The sequence below is a fragment of the Arthrobacter sp. ISL-5 genome (assembly GCF_018613835.1).
In the GTDB taxonomy this organism is placed as follows: domain Bacteria; phylum Actinomycetota; class Actinomycetes; order Actinomycetales; family Micrococcaceae; genus Arthrobacter.
On the sequence record NZ_JAGGPM010000011.1, the window covers coordinates 13,853 to 37,525 of the forward strand.

At 64.7% G+C, this 23,673-nt stretch carries 17 protein-coding genes; 4 read left to right on the forward strand and 13 right to left on the reverse strand.

Translation table 11 applies throughout. From position 1 onward, the window contains the following. Positions 1-296: 296 nt before the first annotated feature. The 6 genes from J7I89_RS05630 to J7I89_RS05655 all read right to left on the reverse strand — a co-directional run bounded on the left by J7I89_RS05630 (position 297) and on the right by J7I89_RS05655 (position 6,728). Complete coding sequence (locus J7I89_RS05630) at positions 297-1,079, reverse strand: creatininase family protein (RefSeq protein ID WP_214968132.1); 783 nt, start codon at positions 1,077-1,079, stop codon at positions 297-299. After that, entirely contained in the window at positions 1,076-2,425 is a 1,350-nt protein-coding gene (locus tag J7I89_RS05635; protein WP_214968133.1) for an FAD-binding oxidoreductase, read from the reverse strand. The genes J7I89_RS05630 and J7I89_RS05635 overlap by 4 nt, the downstream gene beginning before the upstream one ends. A gap of 94 nt (positions 2,426-2,519) precedes the next feature. Continuing rightward, positions 2,520-3,713 (reverse strand): ABC transporter substrate-binding protein, encoded by a 1,194-nt coding sequence (locus J7I89_RS05640; protein WP_214968135.1) that lies wholly within the window; start codon positions 3,711-3,713, stop codon positions 2,520-2,522. 86 nt (positions 3,714-3,799) lie between these two features. Beyond that, positions 3,800-4,552: an ABC transporter permease gene (locus J7I89_RS05645; RefSeq protein ID WP_251044975.1), complete on the reverse strand. Its 753-nt coding sequence runs from the start codon at positions 4,550-4,552 to the stop codon at positions 3,800-3,802. A gap of 128 nt (positions 4,553-4,680) precedes the next feature. Then, positions 4,681-5,460, reverse strand: a complete 780-nt coding sequence (locus tag J7I89_RS05650; protein WP_214968138.1) for an ABC transporter ATP-binding protein — start codon at positions 5,458-5,460, stop codon at positions 4,681-4,683. Then, positions 5,457-6,728: an amidohydrolase family protein gene (locus tag J7I89_RS05655; protein ID WP_214968139.1), complete on the reverse strand. Its 1,272-nt coding sequence runs from the start codon at positions 6,726-6,728 to the stop codon at positions 5,457-5,459. Before J7I89_RS05655 ends, J7I89_RS05650 begins: the two co-directional genes overlap by 4 nt. 194 nt (positions 6,729-6,922) lie before the next feature. Here J7I89_RS05655 and J7I89_RS05660 point away from each other — a divergent pair, with 194 nt between their 5' ends. From J7I89_RS05660 to J7I89_RS05670, 3 genes are read left to right on the forward strand one after another with little or no spacing between them, the layout of a single operon-like run. Beyond that, entirely contained in the window at positions 6,923-7,612 is a 690-nt protein-coding gene (locus J7I89_RS05660; RefSeq protein ID WP_308159811.1) for an XRE family transcriptional regulator, read from the forward strand. Further along, entirely contained in the window at positions 7,609-8,586 is a 978-nt protein-coding gene (locus tag J7I89_RS05665) for a PDR/VanB family oxidoreductase (protein WP_214968140.1), read from the forward strand. The genes J7I89_RS05660 and J7I89_RS05665 overlap by 4 nt, the downstream gene beginning before the upstream one ends. A 49-nt stretch (positions 8,587-8,635) precedes the next feature. Continuing rightward, complete coding sequence (locus tag J7I89_RS05670) at positions 8,636-9,967, forward strand: amidohydrolase family protein (protein WP_308159812.1); 1,332 nt, start codon at positions 8,636-8,638, stop codon at positions 9,965-9,967. Positions 9,968-11,122: 1,155 nt separating this feature from the next. On the opposite strand, the gene J7I89_RS05680 is transcribed toward J7I89_RS05670, so the two are convergent. Both J7I89_RS05680 and J7I89_RS05685 read right to left on the reverse strand, forming a co-directional pair. Further along, the gene (locus J7I89_RS05680; protein ID WP_251044976.1) at positions 11,123-12,694 is read right to left on the reverse strand and encodes an amidohydrolase; all 1,572 of its coding nucleotides are present in this window, start codon (positions 12,692-12,694) and stop codon (positions 11,123-11,125) included. A 158-nt stretch (positions 12,695-12,852) separates the two neighbouring features. Next, positions 12,853-14,241, reverse strand: coding sequence for an APC family permease (locus J7I89_RS05685; protein WP_214968144.1), 1,389 nt, complete (start codon positions 14,239-14,241; stop codon positions 12,853-12,855). A gap of 1,279 nt (positions 14,242-15,520) precedes the next feature. On the opposite strand from J7I89_RS05685, the gene J7I89_RS05690 reads away from it, so the two are divergent. Beyond that, entirely contained in the window at positions 15,521-16,609 is a 1,089-nt protein-coding gene (locus J7I89_RS05690) for an IS110 family transposase (protein WP_251044977.1), read from the forward strand. Between the two features lie 776 nt (positions 16,610-17,385). Here J7I89_RS05690 and J7I89_RS05695 read toward each other — a convergent pair. The 5 genes from J7I89_RS05695 to J7I89_RS05715 all read right to left on the reverse strand — a co-directional run bounded on the left by J7I89_RS05695 (position 17,386) and on the right by J7I89_RS05715 (position 23,665). After that, the gene (locus J7I89_RS05695; RefSeq protein ID WP_214968146.1) at positions 17,386-18,726 is read right to left on the reverse strand and encodes an MFS transporter; all 1,341 of its coding nucleotides are present in this window, start codon (positions 18,724-18,726) and stop codon (positions 17,386-17,388) included. Positions 18,727-18,760: 34 nt separating this feature from the next. Further along, on the reverse strand, positions 18,761-19,987 hold the full coding sequence (locus J7I89_RS05700; protein WP_308159813.1) for a M20 family metallopeptidase: 1,227 nt from the start codon (positions 19,985-19,987) through the stop codon (positions 18,761-18,763). A 147-nt stretch (positions 19,988-20,134) separates the two neighbouring features. Continuing rightward, positions 20,135-20,953 carry an ABC transporter ATP-binding protein gene (locus tag J7I89_RS05705; RefSeq protein ID WP_214968150.1) on the reverse strand — a complete coding sequence of 273 codons (819 nt, stop codon included), beginning with the start codon at positions 20,951-20,953 and terminating at the stop codon, positions 20,135-20,137. Then, complete coding sequence (locus J7I89_RS05710) at positions 20,950-22,644, reverse strand: dipeptide/oligopeptide/nickel ABC transporter permease/ATP-binding protein (protein ID WP_214968152.1); 1,695 nt, start codon at positions 22,642-22,644, stop codon at positions 20,950-20,952. Before J7I89_RS05710 ends, J7I89_RS05705 begins: the two co-directional genes overlap by 4 nt. Continuing rightward, positions 22,634-23,665 (reverse strand): ABC transporter permease, encoded by a 1,032-nt coding sequence (locus tag J7I89_RS05715; RefSeq protein WP_214968154.1) that lies wholly within the window; start codon positions 23,663-23,665, stop codon positions 22,634-22,636. The genes J7I89_RS05710 and J7I89_RS05715 overlap by 11 nt, the downstream gene beginning before the upstream one ends. Positions 23,666-23,673 lie beyond the last annotated feature (8 nt).

Sequence of the window (23,673 nt, forward strand, 5' to 3'; positions counted from 1 at the left end):
AGCAGGCGAAAGACGTTCTCGTACGCCAGCAGGAATGGCTCGCGGAGTAGGCCGCACGCAACTCCACGAAGCTCGTCGATTCCATCGAGGCAGAACAGCGGGAGTGATCGTGACAGTTTGATTCAAGGCCACGGTGCCCTGGACCGCTACGTCGAGGTGCTAAAGACCAAACCGGGTGCCTCGCCTGGTTCCACAGCCCTGGCCCAGGCCCGCGGCTCCGGGTCATTCGCCTCGGCCCATGACGCATTCCCGGCGGCCGCGGGCAGTGTCGCTTCCGAAGGTCGCGGAAGAAGTGATCATGCGTCGTCCCCGGCCGGCCGGAAACGCGAGATTTCATCCAACGCCGCGGCGGCCTGGGCGACCGCTGCCTCGAAGAGAGCAGCGCCGTCGGCGGCGTTGGCCCGCGTCGGATCCCCCACCACCCCGCTGGGACCGAAGTCGTTCGAGAGCCAGCCAAAGCTGACGGGCTTGGAATGGAACCCAATGTAATCCGCCTCGGCTATGTGGGCGGGTACATTCCGCTCCGCGAGCGATGTGTCCACCAGGTCGGGGCGGATGTGCATGATGAGCGAGGTTTCGCCGTGGCCGCCATGGATGCCGAGGCCGCATTCCTCCTCTGGCGGCTCCACGCTGTCGGCCGATACCCGGACTCCCATGAGAAAGGTGTTGAGGATGAAGCGGCGGCGGATCTCCCGCAACGCCACCTGCAGAAGTGCCACATTGCCGCCGTGCCCGTTCAGGAAAACCAGGGTCGTGGCCGGGGTGGACCCGACGGACCGGCCGATGTCGATCACGGTCTTCATCATCGCCTCCCAACTGAGCCACACTGTTCCAGGTGCCCAGGCGTGTTCATCCGACTTGGTGTAGGCCAGCGTCGGCAGCAACCAGGCGTCGACGCCGGCGGCAGCTGCGCGCTCCACGGCAGCGTTGCCCACCGAGTCGGCCAGGAGGTAATCGGTTATCAGGGGCAGGTGCGGGCCATGGTGTTCGATCGCGCCCGTGGGCACCACGATCACTGACGATGGCGAGAGCATCGAAGCGGCGGCGGGGCCGGAAAGTTCTGCGAGTTTGCGGGTCATCGCTGGGCCTCCACCGTCATGAGGCCGTGCGGCTGTTCCTCGTCGTTGATGAGTTTCCCGGGGTTGAGGAGCCGGAAGGGGTCGGTCACGGCGGCAAGATCCTTGGTCCTCTGGACCTCGAAATCGACGAACCATTGATGCGGGTTGTGGACGCGCACCCCAAGGTTCTTGAGCCGCTCAAGGCCGGCCTCCACCTCGGCCTTGCTTTCGTAGCGCCCGGCGAGCATGCCGATCGGGTAGTCGCGTTGTGCTTCGATGTGGAGCATCCCGCCGGGGTAGACCGCGTGGACTTCGTCGATGCGTTCAATAAGGGCATCGCCTGCCACTTCGACGTGGAAATAGGTGTCAGGGTGTGCCTTCTGCAACCACTCGATCGGATGGTTGTAGGAGATCATGCTGAGTTTGATGACCGCCTGAGGGCCTCCCCGGATGTCTTCCACCCGTCCGCCCGACTGTTCGACGAGGGCGGTGGCGGCGGGCACGGCAGCCACGTCCAGGATGGCGCGCAGGCTGGCCCGGCCGGCGGGGATGGCTGCATCCGCCGGTAGCGCTGCGGCGAGCATCGGCAGGTCCGCCGAGACGAGGCGGGGGGTCGGAGAGAGGAGCCCGAGCTCGCGGACGATGGAGAGTGCCCCGTCGAAGGTCGGAAAGCTCGCGTAGAACGCGCGCCACTCGCGCAGCGGTTCGAGTTTGACGGTGGCGCGGACGATGATGCCGGCGGTGCCGTAGTTGTGAAGGTAGCTCTGGGCTTCTGGGCCCTCGACGCGGATCAGACCGGGATTGGCGACGGCGTGAACGACGTCCAGCGCGATCACAAAGTCCCCTTCGGCTATGACGCCATGCTCGATGGAGCCGGTGCCTCCGGACCCGCCGGAGAGGAAGCCGCCGATGGTGCTTTGGGCCGTGGACGGGTACATGAGCAACTCCTGGCCGGCGGCGCGGGCCGCCGTTTCCAGCTGGACCATGGTGGCCCCGGCTTCCGCCGTGATGTAGCCGTCTCCCAACTCGAGAATGCCCTTCGCCCGCGATACGTCGAGGACGAGCCCGCCGGGCATCGGAATTGCCTGGCCGTAGTTGCCCGTGCCCTTGCCCCGCGGGGTGATGGAGACACCGTGGCGCACCGCCGCCCCCACTGCCTGGACGATCTCATCGGCAGTGGCCGGAAAGGCAACAAGGTCGGCGAGGCCCAGCGGAAGCTGCTCCATGATCACCGGCGAGAGCTTGGCGCCGTCGATCGAGGCCTTCTCACGCATCGCAAGGTCGGTGCTGACCCCGCGTTCGCCCAGAATGCCGCGCAGCTCCCCCGCCAGCGCGTCGATCGTCGATCGAGGGTAGGTGTAGTTCATGGTTACCACTTTCGTTAGGGAAAGACCGCAGCCGGCGCCGGCCGCGCCGTCGAAGGCACGGCCGGATGCTTGTCCCGTGATGCTGTCTTCGGGGCTATTTCAGGCCGATGGAGGTGTCGATGTACTTGTTGGTGTAGATGTCCTCGGCCGTCAGCCCGCTTTGGGGGGCGCTGCCCAGCGTGGTGAAAAGCGAGACGGATTCGTCGAAAACCTTCTTCACGCGATCGGCATCAAAATCCCCCAGCGTGGAGTTGCTGCCGTTGCCCACGATCTTCTGTTCGATCATGGTCTTCACGGAGAAGTCGGCCACGCCCTCCGAGTACACCCAGCCCGTGTTGAATTCCGTGACCAGGTCAAGGATGAGGCTCTCAACGGGCTTGGGATCCTTGAAGAAGTCCACCTCGGCCTGCTGGAGCACGGGCACAAGCTTGGCGAGGCATCCGCCCAGCGCGGATTCGTCGGCAGCCCGGACGGAGACTGCAGCCTGGTAGATCTGCCACCCGGCGTCGTGGATGAGCTGGTAGGCAACGGGTTTCTTCCATGCCGAGACCTCGTTCTGGTAGATGTACGGTTCGGCGCTGGCGAACCCCTGCTGGGCGTCCTTGCCGCCTCCCGCGACGAAGTTGGCCGGGGTTCCGTCGTAGCTTCCGTCTATGACCTTGTCGGTGAGAGTGCCTTTTGCCTTCAGGTATTCCATCCAGCTGGAGCCGCCGAAGTAGCGCACCACCCCGCCTTTTGCAGCCAGTTCGGGGCCGAGTTCAGCTATGGTCTTGGCCTTGTATGTATTGGGGTCCCACATGATCATCTGCGGGTTCTTGTCCAGTGGGGCGAACACAGCCTTGGTGGGCATCTTGGCGGAGAGTTGGACGGCTTCATCGGTGTTGATGTAGCCAAGAGTGATGGCCGGGTCTTGGGACATCTGTGCTGCCACGGTCTGGAAGCCGATGGCCGGCCCTCCCGAACGGATCTCGACGTTAACGCCTGTGGACCGGCCGCTTGCATAGAGGGGGCCGGAGACGGATTTGTTCGCGGCGTCGATCGTGGGGTTGGGTCCGAGCAGTTGGTAGAGGTGCCCGTGTTCGCTCTCCGGGTTCCAGTCGGTTTGGATAACAATGTTGGCCGGGCAGCCGGCCGCCTTGAGATCGACTGAACCGATGCCCTGGTCTGCTGCGCTTGCGGCGGGTGCGGTGGCGTTCGATCCGCAGGCGCTGAGCGTGAGCGCGGTGAGCGCCGCGACGCCGGACAGGACAATGGCGCGGGCTGAGGTGCGGGGTGTTGGGCGTTGCATGTGTCTCCTCGAGTGGGGGAAGATCCCGAATGGGGAAGGATGGAACGTGCACGGTGAATTATCTGTGGGGTGGCCGGGTGCGGTCTTTAGCGGGCATCGACGTCGTACCAGGCTCCGACCACGAACTTGCTGATCGAGCCGAAGAGCCAGAAGATCACGACGCCGAACAGCGAGGCGGTGATGATCGCGGCGAAGAGTTCGGCCGATTCGACCCGTGATTGGTAGTTGCTGATGAGGGAGCCGATGCCGGGGGTACCGCGGCGGAAGAAGAAGTCTCCGACGATGGCTCCGACGACGGCGAGGCCTGCGGAAATACGCATACCCGCGAAGACCGCCGGCAGGGCAGCGGGCAGTTGGAGCTTGGTCAGGACCGTCCAACGGCTGGCGTTCTGCAGCCGGAAGAGTTCCAACTGGGAGCGGTCAGCCGATTGGAGCCCGAACAGGGTGTTCGAGACCACGGGGAAGAGCGCGATCATGACGCAGACGACTGTCCGGGAGAAAAAATCGAAGCCGAACCAGAATCCGATCAGGGGCACCAGGGCGAGGATGGGGATGCACTGCAGGATCACGGCGTAGGGAAACAGTGAGCGTTCGATCCACCTGGCCTGTGACATTGCGATCCCCCACGCCATCCCAATGACGATCGCTGCAGCGAGACCGGCGAGGGCCACGGCGGCGGTCTGCCCCAGGCTTGCCAGGATCTCGCCCAGGACATCCGGGTCCAGGAAGCCCTTTGTGACCACCTGGTCCGGAGGCGGCATGAGGAACCGTCGCTTCTCGTCCAGCACCAGGTAGCTGACTGCGTACCAGAGCCCCAGGAGCACCAGGAAGACTAGCATGGGCGGAACCCATATAGCCGGCCGGGGCCTACGAGCCCGAACAGCGGGCATTGTTCGCTTGATGGGAGGCCCTGAAGGTCCGGAGGCCGTGCCTGTGGGGGCCTTCTCCGGGTTGATCGTGGCTGACATCAGTGGTGCCCCTCTCGGAGTGCGTGGGAGACGTCGCCTACCAGTGCGGCGAACTCGGGGGTGAAACGGATGTCAGGGTCACGGGGTATGGGGAACGGCACGTCAAAGGTGCGCACGATCGCTCCGGGCCGGCCCGACATGACCACCACCTTCGTGGAGAGGTACACGGCCTCGGAAACGGAGTGAGTGATGAACAGGCCCGCGAAGCGGCGTTCGGCGAAGATCCGAAGAAGTTGGTCGTTGAGCCGCTCGCGCGTGATCTCATCGAGGGCTCCGAACGGTTCGTCGAAGAGGAACAGTTCCGGGTCCAGGGTGAGTGAACGGGCCAGGGAAGCGCGCATCTTCATGCCACCGGAGAGCTGCCGCGGAAGGTGCTCTTCGAAGCCTTTGAGCCCGACCAGATCGATGGCTTCCATGGCCTTCTGCGAGCGGACGGCCCGGGAGGCCTTCCTTAACTCGGCCAGCAGTTCGACGTTCGCGCGGACGTTGCGCCAGGGAAGCAGGGTGGCATCCTGGAAGACATATCCGATCCGGGACGTGGCGATGCTGACTGTTCCGTGGGATGAGCTTTCTAGCCCCGAAGCGATGCGGAGCAGGGTGCTCTTGCCGCATCCGGAAGGTCCGACGACGGTCACGAACTCGCCCTCGCGGACCGTCAGATCAACGCCGGAGAGGGCGACCGTGCCGTTGGGGAAGGTCATTTCGACGTCCTTGAAATCGAGCAGCACTTTGGCTTCTTCCTGTGTTGCCGGCGGCGCCGCTGCCTGTGTAGCTGTCATGCGGAGTACCTCGATTCGATCGGGGTCATTGAATTGACCGGGGTTCCGGGAATGGCGATGCGGCGCGATACTTCGCTGTGCGCCACAAGCATCCCGGCGTGGATTACGTACCGATCAGGGGACGCAGTTGCCACCACGTCGTCGATGCTCGCCCCGCGGATGGCCAGGAGCTCGGCGCTGGCGTCCTCGACCGGGCCCGCTACGGGCAGACCCATGACGGAACGGGCGCCGGAAGAAACCGCGTCGTAGGCCTCGGCAGGTGTCAGATGCGCGGCGGCGACAAGCAGCCCGGCCGTTTCGAAGGCGTCACTTCGCCCCACTGGATTGAACGGGTCACGCACGTTGTCAGCCCCGGCTCCCAATCGGGCGCCACGGTCCAGCAGTGCACGGACTGCGGTGAGGCCGCGCGGCGTCGACACCGGGTGGTCCCAGCCTTGAAGGTAAAGGTTGGTGATGGGGAGGGTGACTATTCCGAGGTCGCTCTCGAGGATCTCGTCTATTACTGAGTGGAGATCCTCCGGTTCGAGGGTTCCCAGCCGCACGCAGTGGCCTGCTGTCCTCATCCTGTCCGGAGGCCACGCTCGGACCAACCGGGCGAACTCGACGATGGTGAGGGCACCGTCCAGGCTCTCGTCCGTGTGAAGGTCGACGCCGACGCCGCGGCGTTCGGCGAGCGTGATCAGTCGGCGCAGATCTGTAAACGGGTCTGAGGCGAGGTGGGGTGATCCGCCCACGAGGTCGACGCCGAGATCGATGGCTGCTTCGATGTCCCGGTCCGGGACATCGGGACCCGCGAGGGCCACAAGTTCGAGGTCCATGAGCCCTGCAAGTTCCCGGCGGACAGCAGCGAGGGCTTCGACGCCGCGGAGAGGTTTGTCTCCGAGCAGGACGTCGACGTGGCACCGCACCGACGTGGTGCCGTTGGCGAGCAGCGTGAATGCGGCTTCAAGGGCCCGGTCGCGGATGTCGTCGACGGTCATTGTGGAGGCGTGGCGCCGCCACGCATCGATCGCGTCTCGCAGATTTCCCAGGGGAGGCCGGATGGCATCCGCGGACAGTGCCTTGTCCAAATGCGCGTGCGGTTCGGCAGGTGCCGGGAGGAGCATGAAGCCGCTGAGGTCTATCTCCGTTCCGGAGCCGGACCGCCGGCCCTGCCCAGCGGCCACGACGCGGCCAACCCGGCTTCCGTTAATCTCTACGTCCCGGACGGTTCCGTCGAGCAGCGTAGCTGAACACAGGAGCGAGATCTGGCGAGGTAGCTGGTGCAAAAGGCCCTCCGATTACATTGCGTCGATGTGGGGTAAAATGTTGATAGAGTCAACATGTTGATAGCTTCAACATACGGTGGTTGTGTTTCGCCCGCGTAACGCGTCGATTTCCCGACGGTGAATCCGTCGGCGTCCTGCACCACCGAGGGTGAAATGACGGTTCCACAATCTTGAGGGGACCGAAAGGAGTGACGGTGAAAAACCCGGTAGACGTGGCGGGATCCGACGGCGAAGGCACCGGCCGGGCGCCCGCCATTGACAGGCAGATCGCACTGATGGGCCAGCGCATCCGTCGGCTGCGCAAGGACAAGGGACTCACGCTGGTCCAGCTCGCGGGAGCAACAGACCTTTCGCATTCCTTCCTGAGCCAACTGGAAAGGGGTCTTGCCCGCCCGAGCATGTCGTCGCTGGACCGGATCGCCCACGCACTGGGCATCAGCCAGATCGAGCTGATGCTCGCGGCGGAGGCCCGCGGCCCGTCCTCAGCCGACCACGGCAACGTCCACGTGGTCCGGGCCGACGAAGGCATCCGCAGGCCGACGCGGAAGGGCGAGGCCCGCACGCTGGCCCGAGGGAACCGGGGAGTCATGACCTTGGAATGGCACGATTCCAATGTCGATCCGGGCAGGTTCTATGTGCATGACGAGGACGAGTTCCTGTTCATCATTTCCGGCAGCGTGCTGGTGGAACTGGACGACCGCGGGTGCGAGCTGCTGCATGCGGGGGACTCGATCCACTACCCCGGCGGCACCCGGCACCGCTGGAGCTCACCGGACGGCAGCGTGTACCGCGCCATCGTCGTCAAGGAAGACCAGTCGTTGACCAGCAGGACTGGCGACGTCCACCTGGAACGCGCGGACGCCGACCGGGGTGGGAAGTCATGAGCGCCGAACACGCCGAGGTGTTCGAGGTCAGCGTCGCGGCACGCCGAGAGCTTGCGGCCGGCGTCATGGCCTTCGAGCTGGCAAGCACAGACAGCTCGGCCCTTCCCGCGTGGACGCCGGGTTCACATCTCGATGTCCTGTTGCCTGGCGGGATAGAACGGCAGTACTCCCTGTGCAGCGGCGCGAGTACGGGATCGCCCTGGCAGATCGGGGTCTTGCGCGAGCCCGGCGGTCGGGGCGGCTCCATCCAGTTGCACGACTCCGCCACAGTTGGGACCACATTGCGCGTTCGCGGTCCGCGCAATCATTTTCGATTTGAGCCCGATGCCTCGGCCCGGGTCCTATTTGTGGCTGGCGGAATCGGCATCACACCGATCCTTCCCATGGTCAGTGAGGCAACCGCACGGGGCCTCGACTGGACCTTGGACTACGCCGGGCGCTCCCGGCAGACCATGGCGTTCGTGGACGAACTGCTCGCCACCCATCCCGAACGAGTGCGGATCCACGCCGCCGATGAAGGTCGGCGTCTCGCACTGGGCGTGCTTGCGGCCGACAGCCGTCCAGGACCAGGTGCCCGGCTTGCCGTGTACAGCTGCGGCCCCGCCAGGCTGCTCGACGCCGTCGAGGACGCTTTCGCCGGGCGCGTCGGAGTGAGCGTGCATCTGGAGCGTTTCACCCCGAAGGAGGCCGGCGCGCCTCTTCTGAACGGGCCGTTCGAGGTGGAACTCCAGCAGACGGGTGTGACCGTCACAGTGGCCGAGGGCCGAACGATCCTGGAGGCCGCGGAAGAAGCCGGGGCTTTTGTTCTCTCCTCCTGCCGCGAAGGTACCTGCGGCACCTGCGAGACCCCCATCATCTCCGGAACGGCTGATCATCGCGACTCCGTTCTGACAGCGGCGGAACAAGCCGAGAACCGCGTGATGATGGTCTGCGTCTCGCGCGCGGCATGCAGCCGCCTCGTGCTCGATCTCTGACCCCAGCCCGGCACCTTCACCGACACGCCCACTATCCAGGGAGTCCCCCGTGCTCACTATCACCAACGCCGAACGGATCTTCATCGACGGCAACACCGAACGCACCGGCCCGCTGCACATCAGTGCCGGGACCGTGGCCGAGGAAACGCCCGTCCCAGCGGGCACCATCCCTACATCGGGCATCACCGCACCCTCCGACGGAGAGGTGCTCGACGCCACCGGATGCGTGGTCACACCCGGGCTTGTGAACGCACACCACCACCTGCTTCAAACGGCCTTCCGCACCTTTCCCGGCACGCGCGGTGTGGCCATGAGCGAATGGCTGCCCACCATGGCAAAGGCCTACGACACCGCCACCATCGACCCGGAACTCGCGGGCCTTGCGGCAGCTGCCGGCGCCGCGGAGGGCCTGTTATGCGGGGTGACTACCGTGGCCGACCACCACCTGAGCTGGCCGCACGCGGCCAACACTGTGGCCATAGCCAGCGCCAGCGCCGAAGCCGTCCGGCGTGTGGGCGCCCGCCTTGCCTTTGTGCGAGGAACCGCAGGCGACGATCCCCAGACCGCCGCTACATCTACGGAGGACATCGTTGCAGCCCTCATGCCCGGCGCCACGGGCGGAATGAGCGGGGACGGCATGCTGCAACTCGCCGTCGGGCCCGCCGGAGTCCACAGCGACGGCCCTGAAACGTACAAACTACTCGGCGAGGTGGCGCGCAGGCACGGACTACGGCGCCGGACCCAGTCGAACGAGCAGGTGGACGTCAGAGTCGCCTTGGAGCGATACGGCCGACGCCCGCTGGATCTCCTGGAAGAGTGGGGGTGGCTGGCTGACGACGTGACGCTGGCACACCTATGCGATGTCACACCCCAGGAAATCGCCCGGATTGCCGCGTCTGGTGCATCGGCGACCCACGCCCCTGGCTGCGACCTTCCGATGGGATGGGGCATAGCGCCGGTCGCGGCCCTGCTCGACGCCGGCGTGACCGTCGGTCTGGGAACGAGCGGCGGCGGCTCCAACGACGCCGGCCATCTGCTCGCCGATGCACGGCTCGCCATGCAGCTTGCACCGCTTGTGGGCCCGTCCGTATCCGCCCGCAAGGTGCTCGGCATGGCCACGCAAGGCTCGGCGCAAGGTCTTGGCCGCTCCGAACTCGGCCATTTGCGGCCCGGGGCGGCAGCCGACCTGTGCGTGTGGGACGTCACCGGGATTGCCGATGCCGGCGTCGCGGATCCCGTTGCGGGGATCCTGTGGGCATCGCCGGGGCGCCGGCCCCGTCACGTGGTGGTCGCGGGCAAAGTGGTCGTCCGCGACTTCCAGCTGGTCAACACAGACGAGCATGAACTCGTCATGGCTTTGCGCCGACGCGTGGGCCGATAGTGCGGCACTAAGCCGGATCTGCGATCTGGCCGCCCGCAGCGCCAGCGTGGGCCCAGAGGGCGACGATGATCTCGAAACGACTGTGATTTGCAGCAGTATTTGGCCGTGTTTTCACAGTGATATTAGTTGCCATCGATGAGTCTCCGGCGTGGTCTGCAGTGGTGACATGCATGCCGAGAATTCCGGCGATGAGGGCCAGCACACCGAAGGACGAGGCAGGCCTGCAGGAGGCTAGCTGTACTCGGCCATGACGTTGGTGACATCAGTCTTGAAGTGAGGAGGGCCTCCGGGGCTTAGTGGAGGTATCTGACATCTTCACGGCCACGGAGGTCCTCATGTCCCACGCTAATGCCGGTCTTACCATCCATGGGAGATTTCTTCTCGTTGAAAGGGTGATCGGTGATCATCGGCCGGTTGCCTTGGCTTCCTCGACCAGGGCCGATACGGCCGGACAGCGGGTGGTTCCGCTCCAGGCCGGTGATCAGCACCGAATGCCGCAAAGTGCTAGTTGCGTCACTGATCGTGTCAATGGGCGCGAGAAAGAAAGTTATGCGTAATCGGCTCACATTTCTACTGACATGATCGTGCCATGAGGCAACTGATGCTCACTGTGGCGGGTGTAATCCTATTTCTCTTGCTGCACTCGAACCGCGATGAGCCGTGGACGAAAGAACCGTTCCCGGGATGTCTGGCATGGGAGCTTGGGGCTGGCAATAGCACCAGTACCGATCCTCGCGTGCTCGGTAACGGGGTTCTACTGCTCTGGCTGTCATCAAGGACAGTTGCGAGAGACGTTAGGTGCGGCCGCGAAGCTAGCGGACACGCCCGAAGTCCACGATACGCCAGCTGCTTTCTGTGGATTAGTTGCGTGCCCATTTCCACACTCCCCGGCCCCTTCGGCCCCGACGGACGGCGCCCTGTGGATAGGCTGCCTTGGCTTCCCGGCGCACCTGTCGGTGACGGCCCCCGAACCTATGATGATCCTCCATCTGAAGGAGGAAGGCAGCAGTGGCTATACAGCAGAGCAATGAGCGCTCTTTCCAGCTCCAAGTTGCAAGCATCTGGATCGCCTCGGCCGGGCTTGTCCTGGCCCTCTTCCGGACTGTCCTGGACATCACGGAGGTGATGGGCCGGTGCCTACTCGGGGAGCTCCGCTTATGTCACGGAGTTAGGTCCCGTCGGGAGCTTCTCTGCCCTGCTACGCTGCAGGTAAGTTGGCCGACCGGCTAACCAAGTTCCGAGGACTTCGATGTCAGCGAGTCGGTCGTCTTGGACCTGCATCGGGTTGGCCGAGAGCAGGGCCATGTCGGCGCGCATCCCGGGGCGGAGCGTGCCCCATTCATGCTCAGCAAAGGCCTGATAGGACACCCCGGAAGTGTACGCTGCCAGTGCAGTTTCAATATCTACGCGTTCGTCGGGTATCCAGCCGGCGGCGGGAAGGTGATCGGCTGTTTGTCGCGTGACCGCCGTTGCGAGCCCTGGGAGGGGATGGTGCCCGGTAACGGGCCAGTCGCTGCCGAAGGAGAGCGGGACCCCGGCTTTCGCCAGTGATGCGATGGGGTATTGCAGCTGGGCGCGGGGGTTGCCCAACCGAGGAATGGTCAGCAGGCGCATGACGTCGTCAGCGCAGGCCCATAGCGGCTCAAAGTTGGCCACGGCGCCCAGTTTTACCAAGCGGGGAATGTCGTTCGGATCGACAACCTGCAGGTGTGCGATCACCGGCCTGCGGTCCCGGGGTCCGTTTCGTCGCTGGACTACTTCGAGGGCGTCCAGGGCCATGCGCACGGCAGCATCGCCGATGGCGTGCAGGTGGAGCTGAAATCCGAGAGCGTCAAACCTCGCCATTGCGTCGTGCAGGTCCTCGGGTAGCCAATTGGGCAGTCCGGCCTCCCCGGGGGCGTCCGTGTAGGGGGTCAGCATGAAGGCGGTGCGGCTTTCGATGATGCCGTCCAGAAAGAACTTCACCGTGTTGGCCGTGAGCATGGGGCTACCGAGCTCTCGGATCCGGCGCCGCGCCGTTTCGAACCCGGGGGGTTGATTGGTCCAATCTTGAGGATCGGCACGGAACGCGAGGTTGATCCTGGCGTTCAACCGGCCGGCACTGGCCGCGGTCAGGTATGCGGGAACGTCGTCCAGTTCCACCCAGGCATCCTGGATCCATGTCACTCCAGCCGCGGCGTATCGTGCGGTCGCGGACTCCAAAGCGTTTACGCGGTCCTCCAAGCTGTAGCCGGGCGCGACTCGGAGGACAAGGTCGATCGCGCCGGCTTCCATCAGGGTGCCGCGTGGAGACCCATCCGGCCGTCGCACGATCCGGCCGAGTGCCGGCTCGGGCGTGCTGCGATCGATGCCGGCGGCGCGGAGGGCTGCGGAGTTCACCCACACCGTGTGATAGTCCCAGGACTTCAACAGAACCGGACGGTCCGGCACCGCTGCGTCAAGCCATTCGGCGTCAAACACTCCGTCCGGTGCGAGGGTTGCGTCGTAGCTGGCACCGATAATCCAGTCGTCCGCCGGGTGTGCGTTGGCCCATTTCCGGACAGCTTCGGCGATTTCGGGCACGGATGTGCAGGAACGGATTTGCGGGCCCATCTCTTCCAGCCCGCCGAGAAGGGGATGGGCGTGGCCGTCAGCGAATGAAGCCGATAGGTAGCCGCCGTCAAGGTCCACCGTCTCATCTGCCCTGGACGCCAGCGCGAGTGCCTCAACGCCCACTGCTTCGATCATTCCATCCCGAACTGCAAGCGCCGTTAAAGGAGGGCCAGTCTCGGCCTCCTGACGCTGTAAGACGCCGGAGGGTGCAATGGTGCCGCCCGTAAAGAGAGTCAAAGCCACGGGAACTCCTGATTGTGCTGAGCTTCGGGTTGCTGCATTGTTTCAGACACCTATGCTTCCTCAAGTTGTAGATGAGGTGTGGGACGGCGGAATCCGCGTGTAAGGAAGGCCAGGTAAGCCAGGCCCAGACCAGCCCAGGCGAGACCCAGAGAGAATGACAGTCCACTCAAGCTTGTCCAGAGCCAGAGCGTCAGCACAAATCCCGTTCCCGGTAGCAGGAGGTTATGGATCAAGCCTTTCGGTCCACGATTCTTCTGATCGATGAAGTAGTGCTTGATAACGGACATATTGACTACAGAGAAGGCGACCAGGGCGCCGAAGCTGATCAGTGAGGACACGGTTGTCAGGTCGAGAACTAGGGCCAGCAGCGCTACTGCCGAGGTCAGGACGATAGGAACAACTGGCGTGCCCAGACGCGGATGGAGGCGTCCAAAGACCGAGGGAAGGACCCGGTCACGGCCCATGGAGTAGATGATGCGCGAAACCGAAGCTTGGGAGGTCAGTGCCGACCCGAGGCTTCCCGCAATGTATGCGGCGGTGAAAAACGCCACAAGAAGGTCGCCACCTGCGGTACCTACCACGTCGATTGCCGCGGAGTCCGGATTGGAGAAGGTGCCTACTGGAAGCAACAGGTGGCTGATGTAGGCCAGTCCCAGGAAGATCAATCCGGCCAGGACGGTGGTCAGCATGATGGCCCGGGGGATACTGCGCCGCGGATTCTTAGCCTCTTCGGCGAATGTCGAGATGGCGTCAAATCCAAGGTACGACAGGCACAGGATTGCAGAGCCGGCCAGGATAGGTGAAAAGCCTTCGGCGCCGTCGACTCCAGTAAAAGGGGCAAGAAGATCAACCTTGCCGGAACCCGTGACGGAAGCGAAGGCGAGTACGACGAACAGCACAATGAAAAGAGCCTGGAGTCCGATGACTACAAAGTTCGCCCTCGCTACCGCTGTAATCCCGACGATGTTCAGCGCGGTCACGGCGCCGATGGAAACGACCATGAACAACCATGCAGGGACGGCCGGGAAAGCAGCGTTAAGGTAGATGCCTATTAGCAGGTAATTGATCATCGGCAGCAGCAGATAGTCAAGCAGCAGGGACCAGCCGGCCATGAAACCTAGACCGGGGCCGAATGATCTTGTGGCGTAGGTGTAGGCGGAGCCAGCGAACGGGAAGGCTTGGGCCATTCGACCGTATGACCGGGCGGTGAACAGCATGACAACCAAAGCGGCGGCGTATGCCGCTGAGAGGCGCCCGCCTGTTAGTTCGACGACAATTCCGTAGGTGCTGAATATTGTGAGGGGCACCATGTACACCAGGCCCAGCAATACCAGTGAGGGAACCCCTAGAACCCGGCGCCAGCCGTTACCCGTTATCCCGGTTTGGCGGACTGCATGGTTCCCATCGGTCGGGGTCTGCGTATCAAAAGCGGAGCTCATGGGTTTCCTAAGCGTAGAGGCCACCGAGAGTCAGCGGCGGGAAGGGCATGAGTAGAAGCAAAAGCTCGTTGTTGGATACCAAGGCGCTGGGAATCGGTGGCAAGCCGTCGGTGCCACTCCCCATGGTGTCGCGGTTTACGCGAGTCCAGTTCCGTGGTGCCCGGATATAAATGAATGTGGTTCATTTAGTAAAGCAGTGACGTCAGTCACGGTCAAGTACCGCCGTCAAAATTACGCACCCAGATCCAGAAGCTCCCACGCCGCCTGAATCATGCGGTCGGGATTCAGTGGCCGGTGAAGCGTGCGAAGGAGAACATCGAACTGTCGCGCCAGCGCGTCCCATACCGCAACCCATTCCAGACACTCCCCGGTGGCCAAAATTCCGGTACAACCCGACCTGGTACTTTCGCGTATACCCGCCCGAGGAAATGCCCGGTGAAGGCGGCCTAACCGCTAGTGGTGCGGGCGTTAAGTGTAGGTAAGCACCACGTTCGAGAATGTTGCCTGAGGCAACAACAAGACATAAGAGGTTCTTATCGGCTTGCGGAGAGCCTCGGGGTCGCCCGCTCGCGCTTTGGCCTGACACCGACCTCTCCACAGACACCACCTCTCCACAGACACCACCTCGGCGTCTCACCATTCCGTCATGTAGTCATCCAACACGCAGGCAATGAATGGATATGAAGAACCAGCCAGGCAGCCGGTACCACTCCTCCGGGACCTTCTCGCTCCAAATCCACAGCGTTATGTCGTGGAGGCCAGAGGAAACCATGAAGAGTAACTAGCCCCTTACCCAGCCGCCGCACTTCAGGAAGGAGGTAGCCGGCAACAGTAGCTGGCACCAAAAAAGGCCCCCGAAGGGGCCCATACGTGAACATTTGTCCACAGTCAGAGCCCCAAACGGCCCTGACCTGCGGAAACACTGTGCCCGAGGTGGGACTCGAACTGCATTCCAGCCCTCGCAAATACTGGGAACTCCCGAAAACATAGGCAATCCGGCCCAGTCCGGCCGATGTACGACCGCGTCCGAAGCCAAAAGTGTGGACAGTAATGATGGAATTGGTTGTGTCGCGGCGTGGCTCCAAGTGTGGCTGACGCCCTGTGAGGGGTTTGTCTTGACATTGATCTGTCCGCCGCGACACGACCGCAGTAAACGCGGCGGCCAGGTGGACATGACCTTATAGGAGCCTGTTCCGAAGAGTCCCATTACTGTCTTGTCTGCCCACCCGGGCCGGCGTGCCCTTTTCTCATCGCATGCAAAGGTCAGGGCAGTTTCATCATGGCAAAGGAACATCTGAAAGTCATCGCCGGGATCGATACCCACGCCGATACCCACCACGTCGCCCTCATCACCGATACCGGCCGGCACGTCGCCGACAGGGAATTCCCTGCCGCGGGGTCCGGCTACCAGGGCATCATCGAGTTCATCGCAGAGTTCGGTCCGGTCCTCGCCGCGGGCGTGGAAGGGACCGGCAGCTACGGGGCCGAGCTCTCACGCGTGCTCGTCCGTGAGGGCATTAACGTCGTGGAGGTGATGCGCCCGAACCGGCAGGCCCGTCGGCTGCAGGGAAAATCCGATCCGCTCGATGCCTATCAGGCCGCCGAATCGGTGCTGGCCGGCCGCGCCGGCGCCACCCCGAAATCCCGGGACGGGGCGGTGGAATCGTTGCGGGTGTTGCGCGCTGAGCGCGCCACGGCAATGCGGGCCCGGGTCGCCGCGATGGCCCAGGTCAGGGCGATCCTGGTGACCGCACCGGAGACAATCCGCGCCAGATACCGGGCCATGACCAGTCCCGCTTTGATGGCTGCACTGGAGAAGACACGGCCCGCCGGACTGCCGTCCGAGCCGCTGACCAGCACCGCGACCGTGCTGAAACGGCTCGCCGTCCGCTACCGGCACCTGCACCAGGAGCTGGCACTGATCGATGCCGAACTCGACGCCATCCTCGCCCTCCATGCACCGATGCTGCGCGATCTACAGGGCGTTGGCACCGACGTCGCCAGCCAGCTCCTCGTGACGGTGGGAGACAACCCCGAGCGCGTCACTACCGAAGCGAAGTTCGCCGCACTGGTCGGCGTCGCTCCGATCCCCGCATCATCGGGAAAGACCTCGCGTCATCGGCTCAGCCGGGCAGGCGACCGGCAGGCCAACAAAGCCATCCACCGCGTGGTCCTCGTGCGGATGAGGTACGACGCCAGGACCAGGGCCTATGTGGCCAGGCGACATCAGGAAGGCAAGAGCACCAAGGAAATCATGCGCTGCCTCTCTAAAGCTACGTCGCCCGGGAAGTCTACGACCAGCTTCTCCACCCACGCCCCGGCCCCGACGCCGGAACCCTCCGGGCAACACGCACAGCCAAGCAGCTGACCCTTCAACAGGCCGCAGACGCCCTCCACGTCTGGCCCACCGCACTGTCCCGCCTCGAACGCGGACTCACCCACGACAACGACTTCCACAAACGCTACGAAACCCGGCTCAACTCTCAATCCCCTGAAAGCGTAGAGACTGCGCATTGTGAGTTGGCCCGAGTCTTGGCCTAGCGCCGCGCGCCAGGGGGCGGGCTTGGCGTGCCCCGTGCGCTGGCTACAAGACCGGGGCCGCGGAGGCTCCGGGGTCAAAGGCGGCCGTAGGCCGTCGCGCAGCGATCGCAGACCCTTGAGGCTGGAGAAGCCGGCCCCGGTAGCCTGTGCGGCCACGTGGCTCAACGACCATTGACAACAATAGGAGGACAGTGTCCACACCCAACTTCACCCTCCCGCACCCCGAAACGCCAACCGCGCTCCCGCACCGAGGAAGCGCGGGTTCTTTATTCAATGACGTAGGCGGCGGACATCCCGGGCGAGTTCTCCCATTTTCGTTTCTTGGTGAGATGCCGCCCGCCGGAGTGACAACGGACCATTTAGCGGCAACAACACGTCCTTCACGCGTTTCGTAAGCTGTCCGGCAGGCCAGCACAGGACCACGCCAAAATTGGCTTCGCAGCCACACGGCTTCCGTTAGAACCCGTCGTACTGTGAGGGGTCGCGGACATCCGGTCCTTTGTCGGGATAAACAACAGCCTCCCCGCCGAGTTCGGGCGCAACCGCTCGAAGAGATGCGAGGCAAGGTTTTCCGGCAAACAAACGGGCCTCCGGATGCTGAGGCTACTTCGTGAGGTCCTTGCCCCTGGTTTCCGGAAGTTTCCAGGCCACCAGGGTTGAGATGACCAACAGTGCCACCACGTAAATCGTGAAGGCCGAGGGCCCGAAGACTGCGTTGGACCAGCTCTGCAGGTACGGTGCGGTACCGCCGAAGATGGCCACGGCTACCGCGTACGGCACCGCCACACCCACGGTGCGGATCCGGGTGGGGAACAGTTCGGCGAAGACTGCCGGGGTGACGGCGAGGGTGGCGCCCATCAGCACCAGGATAAGGGTGGCCGGAAGGAACAGGGACCAGAAACTCTGGCCCACGGTGTTGACGAGCAGCGGGAACAGCACGATGGGTGCACCGGTGCCGATCATCATGCTGGCGCGGCGGCCAAAGCGGTCTGAGAACTTGCCCCAGAAGGGAAGCGAGATGATCAGGACGACGTTGCTTAAGACGCTGGCCAGCAGCGCCGTTCCCTGGTCCATCTTGTGGATGATGACGGCCTGCTGGACTGCACTCACGGACCACACGTAGTAGCAGACGGTGGCACCGATGCCCAGCCCGATCACCCGGACGGCCGAGCGCCAGTTACGGCGGATCTCGGGCCAGATCGGAGGGCAGACAGTGGCCTTAGCTGCGGTAAAGGCTTCGGTCTCCTTCATCCGGGACCGGGCAACAAGGGTGTAGAGGCCAAGCACCGCTCCGATGATGAAGGGGATGCGCCAGCCCCAGGCCTGCATGTCCTGCTTGCTCAGCAGCAGATTGAGGATGTAGCCGAAAAGCAGGCCGATCACGATGCCGGAGGTCCCGGATACATAGATCAGCGAGGACCACAGCCCGCGGCGCGCTGCGGGCGCGGACTCCGCGATGTAGGTCTGTGCCGAGGGCATCTCGCCGCCGTGCGCCAGTCCCTGCAGCAGGCGGGCCGTCAGGAGCACCACCGCGGCCCAGGCTCCGGCGGCACTGTACGTGGGAACCAAGCCAATCATGAGCGACCCGAGGGACGCCAGGCTCACCGTGGAGATCATGGAGGCGCGGCGGCCGAGGTGGTCCGCCAGCCAGCCGAAGACGAATCCGCCCACCGGCCGGGCGACGAATCCGACGGCGAACACGGCCATCGCGCCGAGGAGTGCGGCCAGCGGGTCCCTGGGGTTGAACACCTCGGTGGCAAAGTAGATGGCGAAGGCTGAGTAGATCCCCCAGTCGTACCATTCCAGGGCGTTGCCCATGCCGGTGGCGAGAAGGGTCTGCCGCTGCTCCTTAGTTGCTTTGGTGGGCGCGACGGTGGCGGGGTTCGGGTGGGCCGAAACCTCGGCCACCTGATCGTGGGCGCGGGTAGCTGAATCGTGGGTCATGGGGTTTCCTTGGGTGGGAGCCGGGAGGGCCGGGTCAGGCGGCGGCGAGCTGGGCGAGCCGCGCTAGGGCGAGCTGGGTGTACAGCGCGGTTCCGTCCACCAGCACGCTGTCATCGAACGTGGCGCGGGGTGAATGGTTGAAGGCTGCGTCCGGGCCGCCGCCAAGCGGGGTGGCGTCCAGGCAGATGAAGCTGCCCGGTACCCGGGCCAGAACGTCGGCGAAGTCCTCGGACCCGCCTAGCGGGGCGGGCAGGCTGTGGTGGCGTTCGGCGCCGAAGAGCTCATGGATCTGCTCGGCGGCGAAGGCGGTGTGGGCCGCGTCAGTGACAGTGACGCGTCCGCCCACGTGGTAGTTGATGTCCACGTCCAGCCCGTGGGCTGATGCGATGCCCTTGAGCAGGCGCGGGATGGCCGACTGCATCTTGGTGCGGGCTTCGTCCGAGTACATGCGCAAGCTGGCACCGAATTCGGCGGTGTCCGGGATGACGTTGATGGCTTCACCCGCCTTGACCATGCCCACGGAAACCACCACGGGGTCGTGGGCGTTGAACTGTCGCGTGACCATGTGCTGGAGGCCCAGGATCATTTCGGCCATCACCGGGACGGGATCCTTTGCCTGGTGCGGCGCCGAGCCGTGCCCGCCCCGGCCGATGACCTTGACGAAGACTGCGTCCGCGGCGGACATCATCACTCCGGCCTTGGTTTCGAACCGGCCGGTGTTGCCGCCGGCGCTGAAAACGTGCAGCCCGTAGGCCGCGTCGGCCTGGCGGCCGGACAACTCGAGAATGCCTTCTTCGATCATCATTGGGGCCCCGGCCAGCTGTTCCTCCGCCGGCTGGAACATCAGGACCACGTCGCCGGCCAGCTGGTGCCGCCGCTCGGCCAGCAGCCGCGCGGCGCCCACCAGCATGGAGGTGTGCAGGTCGTGGCCGCAGGCGTGCATCCGGTTCGGCGTCGTGGACGCGAAGTCGACGCCGGTTTCCTCCTGCAGCGGTAAAGCATCCATGTCGGCGCGGAGCAGGACAGTGGGGCGGTCGACGGCGGACGGGTCACCGGTGGTGCCGCGCAGGACGGCCCCCACGGAAGTGAGGCCCTTGCCCAGCGTGACTTCCAGCGGCAGGTCGGACAATGCCTCCAGCACCTTCTCCTGGGTGCGGGGCAGTTCCAGGCCCAGTTCCGGGTGGCGGTGGAGGTCGTGGCGCAACTGGACGAGATCGCCGTGGAGTTCGCGGGCGTCTTCAAGGATTCGGGCGACGGACACAGTGTGTTCCCTTCGGATGAACGGGTAGTCCACTGAAAAGTGGTTTGGCTTCCTTCGAGTATGTGAGCTGGGCAACCTGCCGTCCATGACCTATATTGCAGGAATTGCATGCCGTTCCGGCATAACGCCGACTGAGCAGGGCGAACGTCAGTCCAGCGTGAATTCCGGGGACCCGGGCACGGACGCCAGGAGTTTGCGCGTGTACTCGTGCTGCGGGTCGCGGTACACGGCGTCGATGGTGCCCTGTTCCACGATGCGACCCTGGAACATCACCACCACGTCGTCACAGACTTCCTGCACCACGGCCAGATTGTGCGAGATGAACAGCATGGCGCTGTCCACGGTGCCGCGCATTCCCTGCAGCAGTCGGATGATGTCTGCCTGGACGGACACGTCCAGCGCCGACGTGATCTCGTCGGCAATGACCAGCTTTGGCTGCAGCATCAGCGCGCGGGCGATGGCGATCCGTTGCCGCTGGCCGCCGGAGAACTCGTGCGGGTACTTGTCCGCCGCGGAGGGGTCCAGCTTGACGCGCTCCAATGCGGCGGCGATGGCGTCCCGGTGCCTGACGGGGTCGGCTCCCCGCGGGTCCAGGGCTTCGGCCAGCGTCTGGCCCGTGGTGCGCCGCGGGCTGAGCGAGGAGTACGGATCCTGGGGAATGTACTGAACTTCGCGGCGCATCTGCTGGCGGGCTTTGCCATGCACCGTGGTGAAGTCCTTGTCGCCGATGAGCACTTCGCCGCTGGTGGGCCGGTTGATTCCCACCAGCGTCTTGCCCAGCGTGGACTTCCCGGACCCGGACTCGCCCACCAGGCCAACCACCCGTCCCGCCGGAACGGCCAGGGTGACGTCCTTCAGGACATGGGCGGAGCCAAAGCTGACGTTCAGCTTCCGTACCGCTGCGGCGTGGGGTGCCCCGGCCGCCGTCGGCGCCTCCGTGACGGCAAGGTTGGTGTGTGGATTCATCGTGTGTCAGCTCCTGCGGTGGCCGGCATGCGGCCGAGATCCAGGACGGGGATCGCGGCCAGCAATGCCTTGGTGTAGTGGTGGTGGACATTCCGTGCGGCCAGCTGTCCGGACGTGAGCCGTTCGACGATTTCTCCGGATTTCATCACCAGGATGGTGTCGCAGAGCGCCTCCACCACACCCAGGTCATGCGAGATGAACAGCATCGCCGTCCCCTGCTCGCGGTGGATGCGCCGGAACTGGCGCAGAACTTCCGCCTGCACGGTGACGTCCAGCGCCGTCGTCGGCTCATCCGCCACGATCAGGGTGGGTGAGGTGACGATGGACGCGGCAATCATGGCCCGTTGGCGCATGCCGCCGGAGAGTTCGTAGGGGTGCTGGCGGAGCCGCTTGGCCGGCTCGGTGATGTTGACGGCGGCGAGCGCCTCGGTGATGACCTTTCGGGCCTTGGCGCCGCCCATACCCAGATGGGTGCGGAGGACCTCGGTCAGCTGGGACCCCATGCGCAGGGACGGGTTGAACGTGGTGCCGGGGTCCTGGTAGACGATGCTGATTTCCTTGGCCAGCCGTGACTGGTTGGGTTCGGCCAGCATGTTCATGTCGGCTACGCGCAGCACGTCCGCCTCGACGGCGAGGTCCTCCGACGGCAGGCCGGCAATGGCCATGGCCGTTAATGATTTCCCCGAGCCGGACTCCCCCACCAGCGCCACCACCTCGCCGGGGTGGATGGCAAAGGAGACGCCCTTCACCAGTTCCTGGCGGCCCGGGATGCTGATCCGCAGGTTTTCCACGCGCACCAGCGCTGCGTCGCCGGCCGGGACGGGCACGGTGCGGTTGCGCTGCAGGACCCGGGGAAAGAACCTTCGTTTGGCCCTGTGGTCGGCGTGGGCGGCGAGCGCATCACCGATCAGCATGACTGACAGTCCGGTCAGCGCGATCATGATTGACGGGCCCACAGCTTCCACCGGCTGCGTGTACAGCGCGCCCAGGCTGTCGTTCAGGAGCCGGCCGAAATCATAGTTCGGGGACTGCACGCCGAGCCCGATAAAGGACAGGGCGGAGATCTCCACCAGGGACAGGGCAAACACGGTGGCGGAGAGGATCAGCAGCGGCTCGGCCATGTTGGGCAGCATGTGCCGTATGGCGATGCGGACCGGGCTGACGCCCAGGAGCCGGGCCGTGATCACGTACTCGCTGCTGGAGACGGACGAGGCCAGGTTGGCTGTGATCCGGGCGAAGCCGGGAATCCCGGCGATCCCGATCGCGATGACCGCCGAGGAAACTCCCGGCTCCAGCACCGCCGCGATCACCAGTGCAAAGATCAGGCTGGGGTAGGCCACCGCGGTTTCCAGGACCCGCAGGGCAGCCTCCCGGATGCACCGGCCGGACAGCCAGATGGCAAGGCCAATCACGACGCCAGCGAGCACCGTGATCGCGGCTGCCCCGGCAGTCATGAGCAGGGTCAGCCGGGTGGCCACCAAGGCGCGGGCCAGCAGATCCCGGCCGAAGTCGTCGGTGCCCAGCCAGTGCGCGGCGCTGGGTCCCTGGGCTGCGTTGGGGGACAGCTGCTCGGCGGCCTGTTTCAGGGTCAGCGGGGCAATGACGGCGATGAGGATCAGGGCGATCATCAGCACGGCGCCGGTCACCATGGCGGAAGTCCAGAACTCCCGGACCGTAAACCTAGACGTCATGGGTGGTTCCTCCGAGGTTGCGGGGGTCGATGATGGCCAGGATGAGGTCCACCAGGATGATGATGAGGGTGGCCAGCAGCCCGAGGACCAGGATGATGCCGCGGATCACGGGGTAGTCGCGCTGCAGAATCGCGTTGACGATTCCCTGCCCCAGTCCGGGCCAGGCGAACACGGTTTCAATCACCACGGCGCCCCCCAGCTGGGCGGCAAGGATCAGGCCCGAAAGGGTCAGCGTGGTGGTCACCAGGTTGGGCAGGACGTAGCGTGCGTTGGTCCGCAGCACGCTGAGCCGCCAGCCGTGCGCCGTGCGGATGTAGTCCTTCTCCAGTACCGCCGCTGTTTCGCGCCGCACGATCCGCGAAATCACGCACGCAGGCCCCAGCATCAGGGCCGCAGTAGGCAACACCAGCGAGTTCAGGGTTGCCGCACCGGCTGCAGGGAACCAGCGAAGGGTCACGGCGAAGACCACCACCAGCAGGGTGGCCACCACATATTGGGGAACGGAGTAGATCAGGCTGGTGACGAAGTTGAAGCCTGCGTCCAGCCATCTGTTCCGGCCGCCGCGGGTCAGGATGGCCACCGTCATTCCCAGCGGCACGGCAATGGCCAGCACCAGCACGATGGCCAGGAGTGCGATCTCCGCGGTGAACGGGAACCGCGTGAAGATCAGGGCAGATACGCTTTCGCCGCTGATAAACGAGGCTCCCATGTCCAGGCGCAGGACGCCTGAGGCGTAGTTCAGGAACTGCGTGAGCAGGGGCAGGTCGAGGCCCAGCTCTGCCCGAACGGCGGCGATCTGGGCGGGGTTGGCGCCTTCACCGGCGGCGATGACGGCCGGGTCCCCGGGGATCAGCGGGACAATCAGGAACGTCACGATGACTAGGACGGCGAAGGAGAGCAGGAGCCCGCCGAGCCGGCGCAGTGAGAATCCCACCCATGGGTGGCGGAGGTAGCGGCTTCCCGCACTCCCGGCAGGGGTGCCGGGAGTGCGGGAAGCTTCAGCAATGCTTGGAGCAGTCATGGCTGGTG